Origin of the sequence: Methylovulum psychrotolerans, from assembly GCF_002209385.1 — a bacterium.
In the GTDB taxonomy this organism is placed as follows: Bacteria; Pseudomonadota; Gammaproteobacteria; order Methylococcales; family Methylomonadaceae; genus Methylovulum; species Methylovulum psychrotolerans.
In genome coordinates, this window is record NZ_CP022129.1 from 4,884,264 (window position 1) to 4,897,061 (window position 12,798).

The following is a 12,798-nucleotide window of genomic DNA, read 5'->3' on the forward strand; positions in this document are numbered from 1 at the left end:
GGCCATGCAAAATTTCAATTGCAACCGGCTATCTTTCCATCCCGTCGACGATATTAATTTTTACGAGAAGCGCTTCGTTTTTCAGCGATGTGGGAAAAAAACTTCCGTCTACCTACCCCCGCAATCTCACAAACCTCGGCAGATTGAAGCCCGCTTATGTCTATGCCCCGGTATCCGCGAGGCCGTGGTCATCGCCAGGGAAGATGTGCCGGGCGATAAGCGCTTGGTCGCCTATCTTATCCCAGAAACAGGCCACACCCCCGACCCCGCCGAATTGCGCCGCCAACTGGCCGGGCAATTGGCGGACTATATGTTACCCGCCGCCTTCGTCACGCTGGAACAGTTCCCGCTCAGCACCAACGGCAAGCTTGACCGTAAAGCCTTGCCTGCGCCGGACGGCGGCAGTGTCGCGGCGCGGGTCTACGAAGCCCCCCAAGACCCTACCGAGACCGTCATCGCCGCACTTTGGCAAGAGCTGCTGCACCTGGAGCAAGTCGGGCGGCATGACCAGTTCTTTGAATTGGGCGGGCATTCCTTGCTGATCGTCACTTTTATTGAGCGGCTGCGTCAACAAGGGCTAAGCGCGACGGTACGTCTGGTTTTTACCGCGCCGATACTGGCCGATATGGCGGCGGCGATAGACGCTGAGCAAAACCCGGCAACAGCAACGGCAATACCGCCTAATCTGATACCTGCGGCGTTTAGCCAACCACAGACAGAAACCGTTATGGAGGAATTTCATCTATGAATTTAGCAGAACTGACATTACACATTCAGGAAAAAAATATCGGCCTTTCTGTGCATAACGGCGAGTTAATTATCCGCGCCGCCCAAGGCGTTATTAGCCCGGCATTATTGGCGGCATTAAAACAGTACAAACCGGAATTGCTCGCCGCATTGCAAAAAGACGGGGGGGCATTAGCCTTTAAAGCCGTAACACCTCAAGTGCCGCCAGTTAAGATCACCCCAGACTTATTGCCTTTGGTCAGCCTGACTCAGGCCGATATCGACCTTATAATCGGCAATGTGCCGGGCGGCACTGCCAATATCCAGGACATTTACCCTCTGGCTCCGTTACAGGAAGGTATTTTGTTCCACCATTTGTTGGCGACCCAAGGTGACGATTACCTATTGCGCACTGTGCTGAGCTTTAGCCAACGCGGACATTTGGAGGCTTTCCTCAGCGCCTTACAAACGGTAATAGACCGTCACGATATTTTACGCACGGCCATCTACTGGCAAGACTTACCGCAACCTGTGCAAGTCGTACAACGGCAAGCCCTGCTGCCTATTATAGAATTGCCGGAAAACGGGGCAGATGCGGCTTATAGCCAATTACTGGCCGCCACCGACCCCCGGCAAGTGCGCATCAACTTACAACAAGCACCGTTGTTTGCGGCTTATACCTTATATGATGCGGCAGCGGGAGAGTGGTTATTGGCTTTGCTTAACCATCATTTAGTCAGTGACCATTTGACGCTGGAGCTTATCATTGCCGAAATTCAGCTCATCATCAGCGGCCAAGCCGAACGTTTGCCGACACCGTTACCTTACCGTAATTTTATCGCCCAAACCTTAGCCTTGCCGCCTGCCGTACACGAAAGCTATTTCAAACAACAATTGGCCGATATTGATAGCCCCACCGCGCCTTTCGGCATCCTTGCCACTAACAGCGGCCCGCTGAACGAAGCCAAGCGGTTGTTAAACCCAGAACTGGCCCGCTGCATTTGCCTGAGCGCTAAACAGCAGGGAGTCACGGCCGCCGTGCTGTTCCATGTCGCGTGGGCGCAAGTGTTGGCGCAATGTACGGGACGCGATGCGGTAGTGTTCGGCACGGTCTTATTGGGGCGTTTACAACATTCCGGCGGTTCTGACCGGACACTCGGCCTGTTCATCAATACCTTACCACTACGCATCAACTTGGCTGGCCAATCGGTCAGCGGGCTGGTCAAGGCCACTTATCGGCAATTTATGGATCTGCTCGATCATGAACAAGCTTCCTTAGCCTTGGCACAACGCTGTAGCAGTGTCGCCCCGCCTTTGCCTTTGTTTACCAGTTTGTTTAACTATCGGCACAGCACTGCCGCTCCTGCTACCGACGTGGCTGTGGCAGCACTGTGGCAGGGTATGCGCATCCATCACAGTGAAGAGCGCACTAACTACCCCATTGCCCTGTCTGTTGATGATCTAGGCGAAGGCTTCCTGCTCACCGCCCAATGCACTGACGGCATCGACCCGGGGCGCATCGCCGGGTATTTGGAGACTGCCCTAGAGCATCTAACCGCCGCGCTGGCGAATAGACCGGCTTGTCCGGTCAGCCAACTCAGCATCTTGCCGGATACGGAACGGCGGCTAGTGCTGGGTTATGCGGAAACCGGACATCTGCCGATTGACAACAACCCCGTGGAAAATTGCATCCGACCCATTGCGCTGGGCAAGAAAAATTGGCTGTTTGCCGGTTCCGAACGTGCCGGGCAACGTGCCGCCGCGATCCAAACCTTACTGGGCACGGCCAAGCTTAATGGCCTAAACCCGGCGGCATGGCTGAAGGAAACATTGGAAAAACTGCCCGTGTGGCCGAATAGCCGCATTGATGAATTGTTGCCTTTGACCCCCGAACAAATAACGGCGATTAAACAAACTTTACCTGAAAAGGCAACGTGGTAGGGACACGCGCTTACATATCATCGGCGGGCGCAGCATCATAGCGGAAAACTACCCGATCCTGATGGGCGGCCTGTCCATCCCCGTCGTGCTGACTGGCACCCACTACGACAAACTGCCCGCCACCCTGCAACAGCAGATCAGCTACAGCTTTGCCCAAGACATTCAAGGCGCTATGCTCAACCCCACCACCCTGCCGTTCGCCCAAGCCAACAACCAAAAGCTCACCCTGTCTTTCCGCCCCGCCACCGATGCCGACAGCCAAGCGTTGCAGTCCCTCTTGCCCCAAGGCGACCTCACCAGCCTCAGCCAACTGCCGCAAAGCATCCCCAGCTACTTGGTCAGCGTCGTCCCCGAACTCAAACTCAACGGCCAGACCCTCAAAACCGGCAGCCCCCTGCGTTTAGGCGAAGAACTGCCGCTCAGCACCGCCGTCAGCTTCGCCGGGCGCGGCCAAACCCTAGCCCCGCGCACCTACTACGCCGTCGCCGGGTCTTACCTCGCCGTCAACGCCTACGCGGGCAGCGTCTCGCCGCAAACTCTCAAAGCCACCCAAGCCCACCTGCAACACACCCAAAGCGTCCTACAAAGCGCCGACACCAGCCAAATCGCCGCCCTGAACCGCGAAGACCTGCTCGGCGACCTCTTCCACGCCGGGGGCTTGGGCTACTATGCGCAACTGACCGCCCTCAGCCAACTCATGGGCCTCCAAAACGGCGCTCACTACACCCTCGCCGTCGGCACCGGCACGTTCGGCTACGAACCCACCGTCAGCTACTTCTTCGGCTTCCCCCGCAGCATCAAGCCCGGCGGCATCGCCCTGGACATCCCCCTGGTCAGCGTCACCGCCAGCGACGACGGCGACGCCGCCCACAAAAAACAGTACACCCTGCAAACCGGCATCCTCAGCTCCGCCCTCGAAAGCGCTGTGCCGGAGCAACTGTTCACCAACGCCCAAAACCCCGGCGAAGCCATCTCCGCCGGGCAACGCATCTACCACATCACCCCCGCCAACCAAGCCGCCACCCTCGCCAACATCCACCACGATGCTGACACGATGGCCGACATCCGCAACGCCCTCAACGCGGGCAAGGAAGTCATCACCCATACGGATAATGTCAGCGTGCCGGGCTGGACGGGCGCGGGCTATATCATCACCGATGCCGACACCGGGGCGGGGGCTTATAAGATTGCGGGTGGGGGGAATAGGTCATGGTATTTTGTTGTCGGAATGCTCTCGTTTTTAATTCCGTTTATTACCGCTCTATTTTTGGGCATAGGACTAATTCCATTGCTTATACTAGCAGGCGTAGCAATATACGGGTTATACGGTTTCACTTAATATGTCATATCAATACTGGATAATAATAATTTTTCAGATCCACAAAAGGAGCAGAATATCATTAACATTGTTGGATTAATTGTTTTGGGGAATTTTTTAGGTGCCGACAAGCTTACCGGTAGTGGTGAAGCGGCTGTTTTATCTCTATATATGTCGATTGTAGTTCCGGTATATAAATTTTTAACTGATAGTTTGGCGAATATATTTGCAGATGCTAAAGAATAATTTTTTGATCAAATTACGGCCTTTTTTTATGATGCTATATAGCTTATTCCATGTATTAGGATGTTGGCTTGGGCTATCTTTTATGTTATTGCATTATAAAGTTGACTTTTGGGTTGGCTTGTTGACTACATACATTTTGCTTCTTCCTATCGCTTTATATAAAAATGAAAAAGCTGTGTTAATTTTAGCTAATTTACTGATGTTACGCACCCCATCCCAAAAAGAGTATCATTGACGGATGGAAAAAGAAAAAATAGAACTCTACACAGACTACCTGATCTGCAATCAAGGCTTTGCAACGGCGACGGGCTTGTCGGCGATGCGTTCAAGCTCGAATGCCTGAAGATAAAACATAAAACCAATCATTTCGCTATGCGGGCCAAGCTGTTCGTCAAGGCCAACCAAATGGCTTATGAAGAGTTGCAAAAACTAAGGGCTGCGTAACATCAGATAATAAATTGGGCAGAGCCACCGTACTTTTATATTCGCCATACCAGATTAATCGCAATTGACAGAATTTAGCTATCCTACAAAAATCATCACCCAAAATACCCACTGCCTATGGTATGCTAGAAAAAATACTAAACAGCAGCAGTTGAAGCAATGGAAAGACACAGCGAAATATCAGAATTTATCTGGGGCATAAAAGAACATATCCGCGATGAATATAAAGAAAAAGACTACGAAGAAGTCATCCTTCCTTTTACCTTGTTACGGCGGATAGACTGCGTACTAGAGCAAACCCACAAACAAGTCGAAAAAACCTATCAGCAATATAAAGACCAAGCCAATCCAGACGTATTAGAACAACTGCTAAAAAAAGCCTCAGGCCAAAATTTCTACAATATTTCCGGCTATACCCTGCTCAGCCTTGTTAAAGACAGTAACCACCTTGGCGACAACTTTAAAGCCTACCTGAACGGCTTTAGCGACAACATCAAAGATATTCTGCTTAACTTTAGCGGAGGTCCTGAAAAAGGCCTCGCCCCGATTTATGAAACCCTGCTCAGAAAAGAGCTGCTGTACATTGTGACATTTGAATTCACCAAACAGGATTTAAGCCCCGATAGCATCAGCAATCACGACATGGGAACAATTTTTGAAATCCTGATCCGTAAATCCAAAGAAGCCTCCAACGAAAAAGCCGGACAGTTTTATACCCCGCGTGAAATCGTGCGTCTGATGGTCAACCTCGTTTTTTCGCATGACACCCACGAACTCAAGCAACCAGGGAAAATTGTCAGCATCTATGACCCTTGTTGCGGCACGGGCGGAATGCTCACCACCGCCAAAGATTACTTGCAAGAAAGCGTAAACCCTAACCTGAGCGTTTACACCTTCGGGCAGGAGATCAACGAACAAACTTACGCTATCGCCAAATCAGACATCTTAATGAAAGGCGAAAACACCGACAACATCAAACATGGCAACACCTTAACCAAAGACCAGCTGATCGGCAAGACCTTCAACTACATGCTCACTAATCCGCCCTTCGGCGATGATTGGAAGAATATCCGTAAAGTTATTGAAGATGAGTCCGAAGAAAAAGGCTATGAAGGCCGTTTCGGCGCAGGCACACCCGATGTGAGCGATGGCTCGTTGTTATTCCTGCAACACATGGTCAGTAAGATGAACCCGCAAGGCAGCATTATAGGCATCGTCTTTAACGGCTCACCCTTGTTTAATGGTGATGCGGGAGGCGGTTGGAGCAATATTCGCGGCTGGCTAATGGACGAACCGAACGACTTGCTCGATTGCATTGTCGCCTTGCCCAAAGATTTGTTTTACGGCACAGGCATTGGCACTTACATCTGGATTTTAAACAACAAAAAACCCACCAACCGCAAAAACCAAGTGCAGTTAATTAATGCCGTACACCCGCAATTCACCAAAAAAATTAAATCTTTAGGCAAAAAACAATACGAAATCAGCGATGATGGCATCCGCCAAATCACCGACATTTACAAAGCCTACCAGCCTTACAGCATCAGCGTGGACGAAGGCGGCACACAACGTCAACTTGAAATCAGCAAAATTTATGACGTGGCGGATTTTAAATACACCAAAGTCATCGTTGATCGGCCTTTACGTTTGGCGTATGCAATAACCGCCGACAAACTCGCCGCACTCAAAACGCACCCTAAGTTCATCGAATGGGCGACCAGCAAAAAAAAGGACAAAACCGCCGCCGCAGCCGACATAGCCAAAGGCAAAGCCTTACAGGACAACATCATAACCGCGTTGGCAAGCTTTACAGGGCAATCCCGAATCATGGACGATGCCGCTTTTTTTGCCGCGTTTGCCAAAGCGTTTGGCAGCAAACCCAACAAAAACTTGCTAAAAATGCTCAGGGATAGCCTCACTGCCATTAAGTTAAGGGTTTTTGTGGCTATATGGACGATAATAAACGAATTTTTTAGATTATTAACATGGTTAAAAAAAGCGGGCAGTTGAGCGGAGCCGGGATCTGATCGATGCGGACAGCTTTGGCCGCATCTTGCTTAAATTCCAGGGTAAATTTGGGTTTTTTGACTTTATCTGTTTTGCTCATTTTTCACCTCTGCTGACATTATAATATGCCTTTGGAAGTGTCCGGCTTTATTAGACCATTTCAATGTGCCGATGAAGGATTCGGGTATTGAGTGGCTGGGTGATGTACCGGAGCATTGGGATGTTATGCCTCTTAAACGAAACTTGGCTTTTCTGACAAGTGGTTCACGGGGATGGGCAGAACATTATTCTGATGATGGAGAATTATTTATTCGTATTGGCAACCTGACTAGGGACAGTATCCATCTCGATTTATCAGACGTTCAAAGAGTAATGGTCTCAAAAGGAACTGAAGGTGAACGAACAAAAGTTCGATCAGGTGATGTGCTTTTCTCCATTACTGCATATCTTGGATCGGTCGCAGTCGTCCCAGAAAAATTGGAACCTGCGTATGTTAGCCAACATGTGGCATTAGCTAGACTTAAGAAACAGCATTTATTGCCAGAATGGGCTGCTTATGTAACATTTCCAAGGCAATCTGAGGTAAAAACTCTCAACAAAGTTATAAATTTCATCGAATGGTGGCAAATCCCCTTCAATTTCAGGGGCAAGCTTTTTGTATTCCGCTTCGGAACGGCGGCGAATTTCAGGGTTTGACATGGCATTGGGGTCAACAAGTAAATTCCGATTTTTGGATTTGTCGATAAGCCGTGCCAGAATAGTTTCCTTGGTCTTTGTATCTTCACGCAGCGGTTGATCACTAAGGAGATAATGGAGATCGTAAATGTCTTGCCTACGAAAGCGTTTTCGCTCCTCTTGTTGGAGAACCCCACGAAGTTTCTCGGCCACCATTTCCACAAAACTGTAGGTGTAAATGAGATTGTCCTTTTCCAGCTCAAACAGTACAGGCTCTTCGACGGGTTCATTCAAACTGTAGTCAATTCGAACGACCATGGTGGCTTTCTTGGCTAGTAAACGCTTATGGGCTGGACTGCCCTTTTCTGCATAACCGATGCTAATCTGAATGGACGGAAAGGTGGCGTTTTCGTTTTCGGGACGTGATATACAATTTTGAATCTGGCAGTCGAGGCCATAGCCCGCAGTTTCCACGGCGTAAAGCAAACTTTCTTCGAATTGCCGCCGGAAATCATCAACATCAAAGCTTGAACGCTTGATTGCCGTTGAGAAGTCGATGTCCTTAGTATAGCGTTGGCTGTTGTAGCCAATGGCCAGCAGCACACCGCCTTTCATGATCATGTTGGTCTGTAAGGAAGGTGTACCCGCTATAGCGGTGAGGATGATATGCACAGCTTGGCGGAAAGTGCGTTGGTCGGGTTTTTGATTGACCCATTCCCCAATGTCGAATTTCTGCAACTATGCCTCCTCAGCTTCTTCTATATTGATGGATAAGCACCATTTTTCTGAGAAGTTCGGGCTGTAAGCGGATTTGGCATGTAACTTTTGTGAGCCACCACGTTGTACTAGAGTATGCCAATTTTCGATAGCAGGATGAGCAAGGCCTAAACGTTCCCCAAGAATATATCCTGCCCGCACTTTGTCGATTTTGCTGCCGTGCCGGTCAATTACATCGACGATCAACCGCAGATAGCGGCTTGCGTGCTCAGCGTAAATGTCAAGCACATGATAGATACCGCCACACAAATCAGGTTCACGGATCATGTCAAGAAATGTGCGGCCAATTGTGGAGACACGCAAAAACCGTCCCTGCACATTCACATAAGATCCGGGATCGCAATGCACGGTGGAATGGATGTTAAGGGTCTTACGGTGAATTTTTATCAACCGCAAACGGCGTAAGGTGGGCAAGGATGACCCTAAATAATGTCCAATGGCTTCTTCCCCAAGGTCTTTCTGCATTTTCGATGTGGCTGACTGTTTCCATTGTGTATGGGGAAGCGTGGTGAGGAACAGTATCTTGGGTAGTGAAATGGTCTAATAAAGCCGGACACTTCCAAAGGCATATTATAATGTCAGCAGAGGTGAAAAATGAGCAAAACAGATAAAGTCAAAAAACCCAAATTTACCCTGGAATTTAAGCAAGATGCGGCCGGCGGCTTGGGCAACGACACCCTGACCGGCGGCGCAGGCTCGGACGTTTTCCGCTTCAACACCGCACCTTCCGCCGGCAACACCGACACCGTACTCGACTTTACGGTCGCCGACGACACCATCCAACTGGAAAACGCCGTCTTCACCCAACTGACGGCCACCGGCGTGCTCAATGCCGCCGAGTTTAAAATCGGTGCGGCGGCGGCCGACGCCAACGACTTTATCATCTACAACGCCGGCACCGGCGCCCTGTCTTATGATGCCGACGGCAACGGCGCGGGCGCGGCGGTGCAAATCGCCATCTTGGGCGTGGGCCTGGCCTTGACCAACGCCGATTTTGTGGTGATTTGACCGGCCACTAAGTGTGTCGGGCAGGCTCCTCCTGCCCGCAATACTGTTGACTTAAGGGGGTAGAAATCCACGGTTGGCGGTAATAGGTCGGGCAACCACTTGTTGCTACCCAACATTACAACACACAAAATATTGAAAAATATAGCAATATAGACAGGCCTCCCAGAAAAGCCTAGCCCAGTCATTAAACCAAAGCCACTGGTTTCAGAGTAAACGGGGCTTAAGGGTTCTGTCGCAAACTTTCCAATTTTGGGGTCAATTAACCAAAAGAACGGTTTGTCCTGAGGTACCTCTGAATTTTTTGAACACATCCCGTAATCCGGTGCAATCAGGGTTTTTAATATGACAAAAACTTATGAAACAGTCAGTTTATCTGAAGTTGGGTTTGATTCAGACCCGTTGATTGTAAGATACAGCCGTTTAGCATGGCTTTATCCCCCTGTATTATTCACTGTTATGGCTGTCGGCATAACATTGGCTGTAGTGGTGGTAAACCAAAGCCCGATGGCTTTGGCTTATCTTGGCGGTGCGATAGCCTTTTCTTACTTTATATTTTCCAACACCTTAAAAACTGGGGCGTTGGTGTTCGCCGCTAACGGGCAAGGCATTTACTACCCTATCTATAACCAAAAAGACCAGTTCGTTTTTCTCAGTTGGGACGCAATAAAAGAAATTGCCGTTTATACCGATGAGGCCGGTAAGGCGTTGGAAATAACCACTAATTTTGAAAGCTATACAAGACTGCCTAAGCCTTGTAACGGACATTGTTCTTTAAAAAGGGATAGTCTATTCACCGCAAAGCCGAATGGGGTGACCACTGTCGAACTTTATGTGAAAACAGGGCGGCAAAGAACGTCAGACATTATGAAGGCCATTGACAAGCTAAGCTTGTCAAAAATAAAAATAAGTTAGCCTAGATAAACTTCATTGGATACCATACCACACGACCCAAGGCATGGCCCAATTCATGCAAAAGGCTATAAAACCCAAATTGGCCTGATGCCAACTGATGAAGATTTTCGTCAGCAACGCCATTCTTGTCATTAATGTTGAACCAAATATCGCCACTTGCACTATTCTTGTCAAACCCGCCATTAGTAAAACTCGATCATCAAGTTTTTCATAAAGTCACCTCTAAATAGTGGGGAAGATTAGCGGAGAGCTAAGGCTTGTTAAGGTGGGCAGCTCCCTACCCTGATGGGGATGGCTGGGGTGAGGAGAATAAAATCAATGACTTATGATCATGGCTAAGAGATTTTAATCAGACTGTTTTTATTTCGTTTAATGAAAAAAGCCTTATTTAGATTCTCCCCACCCCATCCCTCCTTACAAGTGTAGGTTTTCTTACCCTCCACCCCCTTCTGCGTAAATAGCCAAAGTCACGCCGTTGATTTCCGTCAAACCGGGCCGCCCCGGTTTGACGGGCAGGAGTTGGTGGTTCAGCAAGGCGGCGACAATCAAAGACCAGCCGTGTTGGAAAATGCCGACCATCCGCCAGTGATGTGTCAACACTTTTCCGGACACATGGTTAACTGCAATTCGTAGTCTACAGGCGACAAATAGCCATTGGCTGAATGCCGCCGCTCTCTGTTGTAAAAGACCTCAATATATTCAAACACAGCCTGTTTTGCCGTAGAACGGGTTTGATAAGTCTCATGGACCGCCGCGCCCACCAACACCCCCAACCCGCGCCACGGACACCGCCACGCCAACAGCCGGACACGGAACAGCACATTATCGACACTCAACAACGGCGGCAAGGCTTGGTCACGGATATGCTCCATCAACGCCGCCAACAACTGGCTATCGTTTTGATAATGCCAGGCATTCAGCCACACCGGATACACCTCACCACGCAACTCCTGCTTCAACAAACCCAACAGCGAACTTTTGCCGCTGCCCCACGGTGCCGTCACCGCAACCGCCAAAGGCGGCACGGTATCGCGGTTACGGATTAAATCGGCAAGGGTTTTCGCCAACGCCGTACGGCCTAACAGGTCATGGGCTGAATCATCTATCGGCGCGTCGCTGATACCGCCTTGTAATAAATGCGGTTTGCCGTAATAAGCGTGGAGGCTGTGGATTAGGAAGAGTAGGCTAAACAGTAGGGCGACTAGGGCTAGGGGGCTGGGGTAAGTCGCTAGTTTGGGTCGGCCTTCTCCGAAGACTTTGGCGGGCGGGGAAATGTTTTGCCAAGTTTTGCCGCCGTTGGCGGTGGCGAGGATTGTGCCCCTATAACCCACCGCCCAGCCGTGTTGCGCATCGCTAAAATGGACGGACTCAAGATCTGCCGTCACTCCACTGGTTTGGGCGACCCAGTCTTGCCCGCCGTTGACGGTGGCGAGGATTGTGCCACTATCACCCACCGCCCAGCCGTGTTGGGCGTCACTGAACTGGACGGCATTAAGCCATGCCGCCACCCCACTGGTTTGGGTGTTCCAGTCTTGCCCGCCGTTGGCGGTGGCGAGGATCGTGCCATCTTCACCCACCGCCCAGCCGTGTTGCACGTCGTTAAAGTGGACGGAAAAAAACCTTGCCGTCACGCCGCTAGTTTGGGTGCGCCAGTCTTGCCCGCCGTTGACGGTGGCGAGGATCGTGCCACTATCACCCACCGCCCAGCCATGTTGGGCGTCGCTGAACTGGACGGCATTAAGCTGTTCCGTCACGCCGCTGGTTTGGGTGTGCCAGTCTTGCCCGCCGTTGGCGGTGGCGAGGATCGTGCCACCTTCACCCACCGCCCAGCCCTGTTGTGCGTCGCTAAAGTAGACTGACTCAAGCCATGCCGTCACCCCGCTGGTTTGGGTACGCCAATCTTGCCCGCCGTTGGCGGTGGCGAGAATCGTACCATCCCAGCCCACGACGCAGCCGTGTTGCGCGTCACTAAAGTGGACTGACTCAAGCCCTGCCGCCACCCCGCCGGTTTGGGCATACCAGTCTTGCCCGCCATTGGCGGTAGCAATAATCGTACCATCCCTACCCACTGCCCTGCCGTGTTGCACATCACCAAAGTGGACGGCATTAAGTGCTTCCGTTACCCCGCTGGTTTGGGCGTGCCAGTCTTGCCCGCCGTTGGTGGTGGCGAGAATGGAGCCATCCCTGCCCACCGCCCAGCCATATTGCGCGTCGCTGAACTGGACAGAAAAAAGCCATTGCGCCATCCCGTTGTTTTGAGCGTGCCAGTCTTGCCCGCCGTTGACGGTGGCGAGGATTGTGCCTTTAATTCCTACCACCCAGCCGTGTTGCGCGTCACTAAAGTGGACGGCATTAAGCCCTTCCGTCACGCCGCTGGTTTGGGTGTGCCAGTCTTGCCCGCCGTTGGCGGTGGCGAGGATCGTGCCATTATCACCCACCGCCCAGCCGTGTTGCGCGTCGCTAAAGTGGACGGCATTAAGTGCTTCCGTTACCCCGCTGGTTTGGGCGTGCCAGTTTTGCCCACCGTTGGAGCTGGTGAGGATCGTGCCTTTATAACCCACCGCCCAGCCGTGTTGCCCGTCGCTAAACTGGACGGAAGTAAGCCCTGCCGTCACCCCGCTGATTTGGGCGTGCCAGTCTTGCCCGCCGTTGACGGTGGCGAGGATTGTGCCTTTAATTCCTACCACCCAGCCGTGTTGCGCGTCACTAAAGTGGACGGCATTAAGCCCTTCCGTCACGCCGCT

General features: G+C 51.1%; 10 protein-coding genes and 3 pseudogenes. 8 read left to right on the forward strand and 5 right to left on the reverse strand.

The window, feature by feature from the left end; translation table 11 throughout:
• The first annotated feature begins 4 nt into the window (after positions 1-4).
• The 6 genes and pseudogenes from CEK71_RS22115 to CEK71_RS22140 all read left to right on the forward strand — a co-directional run bounded on the left by CEK71_RS22115 (position 5) and on the right by CEK71_RS22140 (position 6,685).
• Positions 5-748 carry an AMP-binding enzyme gene (locus tag CEK71_RS22115; RefSeq protein WP_088621395.1) on the forward strand — a complete coding sequence of 248 codons (744 nt, stop codon included), beginning with the start codon at positions 5-7 and terminating at the stop codon, positions 746-748.
• Entirely contained in the window at positions 745-2,667 is a 1,923-nt protein-coding gene (locus CEK71_RS22120) for a condensation domain-containing protein (RefSeq protein WP_088621396.1), read from the forward strand. Before CEK71_RS22115 ends, CEK71_RS22120 begins: the two co-directional genes overlap by 4 nt.
• Before the next feature lie 61 nt (positions 2,668-2,728).
• Complete coding sequence (locus tag CEK71_RS22125) at positions 2,729-4,006, forward strand: hypothetical protein (RefSeq protein ID WP_088621397.1); 1,278 nt, start codon at positions 2,729-2,731, stop codon at positions 4,004-4,006.
• Between the two features lie 84 nt (positions 4,007-4,090).
• Positions 4,091-4,231 (forward strand): hypothetical protein, encoded by a 141-nt coding sequence (locus CEK71_RS22995; RefSeq protein WP_157679584.1) that lies wholly within the window; start codon positions 4,091-4,093, stop codon positions 4,229-4,231.
• Positions 4,232-4,555: 324 nt separating this feature from the next.
• Positions 4,556-4,675 (forward strand): annotated as a pseudogene (locus CEK71_RS24405) (IS701 family transposase); the annotation flags it as partial.
• A 159-nt stretch (positions 4,676-4,834) separates the two neighbouring features.
• Positions 4,835-6,685, forward strand: a complete 1,851-nt coding sequence (locus CEK71_RS22140) for a type I restriction-modification system subunit M (protein WP_088621400.1) — start codon at positions 4,835-4,837, stop codon at positions 6,683-6,685.
• A 531-nt stretch (positions 6,686-7,216) separates the two neighbouring features.
• On the opposite strand, the gene CEK71_RS22145 is transcribed toward CEK71_RS22140, so the two are convergent.
• Together CEK71_RS22145 and CEK71_RS22150 are read right to left on the reverse strand one after the other, a co-directional pair.
• Positions 7,217-8,095 (reverse strand): nucleotidyl transferase AbiEii/AbiGii toxin family protein, encoded by an 879-nt coding sequence (locus CEK71_RS22145; RefSeq protein WP_088621401.1) that lies wholly within the window; start codon positions 8,093-8,095, stop codon positions 7,217-7,219.
• Positions 8,096-8,599 (reverse strand): hypothetical protein, encoded by a 504-nt coding sequence (locus tag CEK71_RS22150; RefSeq protein ID WP_088621402.1) that lies wholly within the window; start codon positions 8,597-8,599, stop codon positions 8,096-8,098.
• Between the two features lie 129 nt (positions 8,600-8,728).
• Between CEK71_RS22150 and CEK71_RS22155 the strand changes: the two genes are divergently transcribed.
• Both CEK71_RS22155 and CEK71_RS22160 read left to right on the forward strand, forming a co-directional pair.
• Complete coding sequence (locus CEK71_RS22155; RefSeq protein ID WP_088621403.1) at positions 8,729-9,142, forward strand: M10 family metallopeptidase C-terminal domain-containing protein; 414 nt, start codon at positions 8,729-8,731, stop codon at positions 9,140-9,142.
• A 342-nt stretch (positions 9,143-9,484) separates the two neighbouring features.
• Positions 9,485-10,054: a hypothetical protein gene (locus CEK71_RS22160; protein WP_088621404.1), complete on the forward strand. Its 570-nt coding sequence runs from the start codon at positions 9,485-9,487 to the stop codon at positions 10,052-10,054.
• A gap of 432 nt (positions 10,055-10,486) precedes the next feature.
• Here the strand turns inward: CEK71_RS22160 and CEK71_RS23000 are convergent, their stop codons facing one another.
• The 3 genes and pseudogenes from CEK71_RS23000 to CEK71_RS23385 all read right to left on the reverse strand — a co-directional run.
• Positions 10,487-10,654, reverse strand: a complete 168-nt coding sequence (locus CEK71_RS23000; protein ID WP_157679586.1) for a hypothetical protein — start codon at positions 10,652-10,654, stop codon at positions 10,487-10,489.
• A pseudogene (locus CEK71_RS23815) lies at positions 10,648-10,791 on the reverse strand (IS3 family transposase); the annotation flags it as partial. The gene CEK71_RS23000 and the pseudogene CEK71_RS23815, both read right to left, overlap by 7 nt.
• 129 nt (positions 10,792-10,920) lie before the next feature.
• Positions 10,921-12,792 (reverse strand): annotated as a pseudogene (locus CEK71_RS23385) (YCF48-related protein); the annotation flags it as partial.
• Positions 12,793-12,798 lie beyond the last annotated feature (6 nt).

What these genes read in the sequence shown, in the direction of transcription:
- CEK71_RS22125 (WP_088621397.1), top strand. Translation starts at nt 2,729, where the DNA reads ATGGGCGGCCTGTCCATCCCCGTCGTGCTGACTGGCACCCACTACGAC.
- CEK71_RS22155 (WP_088621403.1), top strand. Translation starts at nt 8,729, where the DNA reads ATGAGCAAAACAGATAAAGTCAAAAAACCCAAATTTACCCTGGAATTT.
- CEK71_RS22140 (WP_088621400.1), top strand. Translation starts at nt 4,835, where the DNA reads ATGGAAAGACACAGCGAAATATCAGAATTTATCTGGGGCATAAAAGAA.
- CEK71_RS22160 (WP_088621404.1), top strand. Translation starts at nt 9,485, where the DNA reads ATGACAAAAACTTATGAAACAGTCAGTTTATCTGAAGTTGGGTTTGAT.
- CEK71_RS22120 (WP_088621396.1), top strand. Translation starts at nt 745, where the DNA reads ATGAATTTAGCAGAACTGACATTACACATTCAGGAAAAAAATATCGGC.
- CEK71_RS22115 (WP_088621395.1), top strand. Translation starts at nt 5, where the DNA reads ATGCAAAATTTCAATTGCAACCGGCTATCTTTCCATCCCGTCGACGAT.
- CEK71_RS22150 (WP_088621402.1), bottom strand. Translation starts at nt 8,599, where the DNA reads ATGCAGAAAGACCTTGGGGAAGAAGCCATTGGACATTATTTAGGGTCA.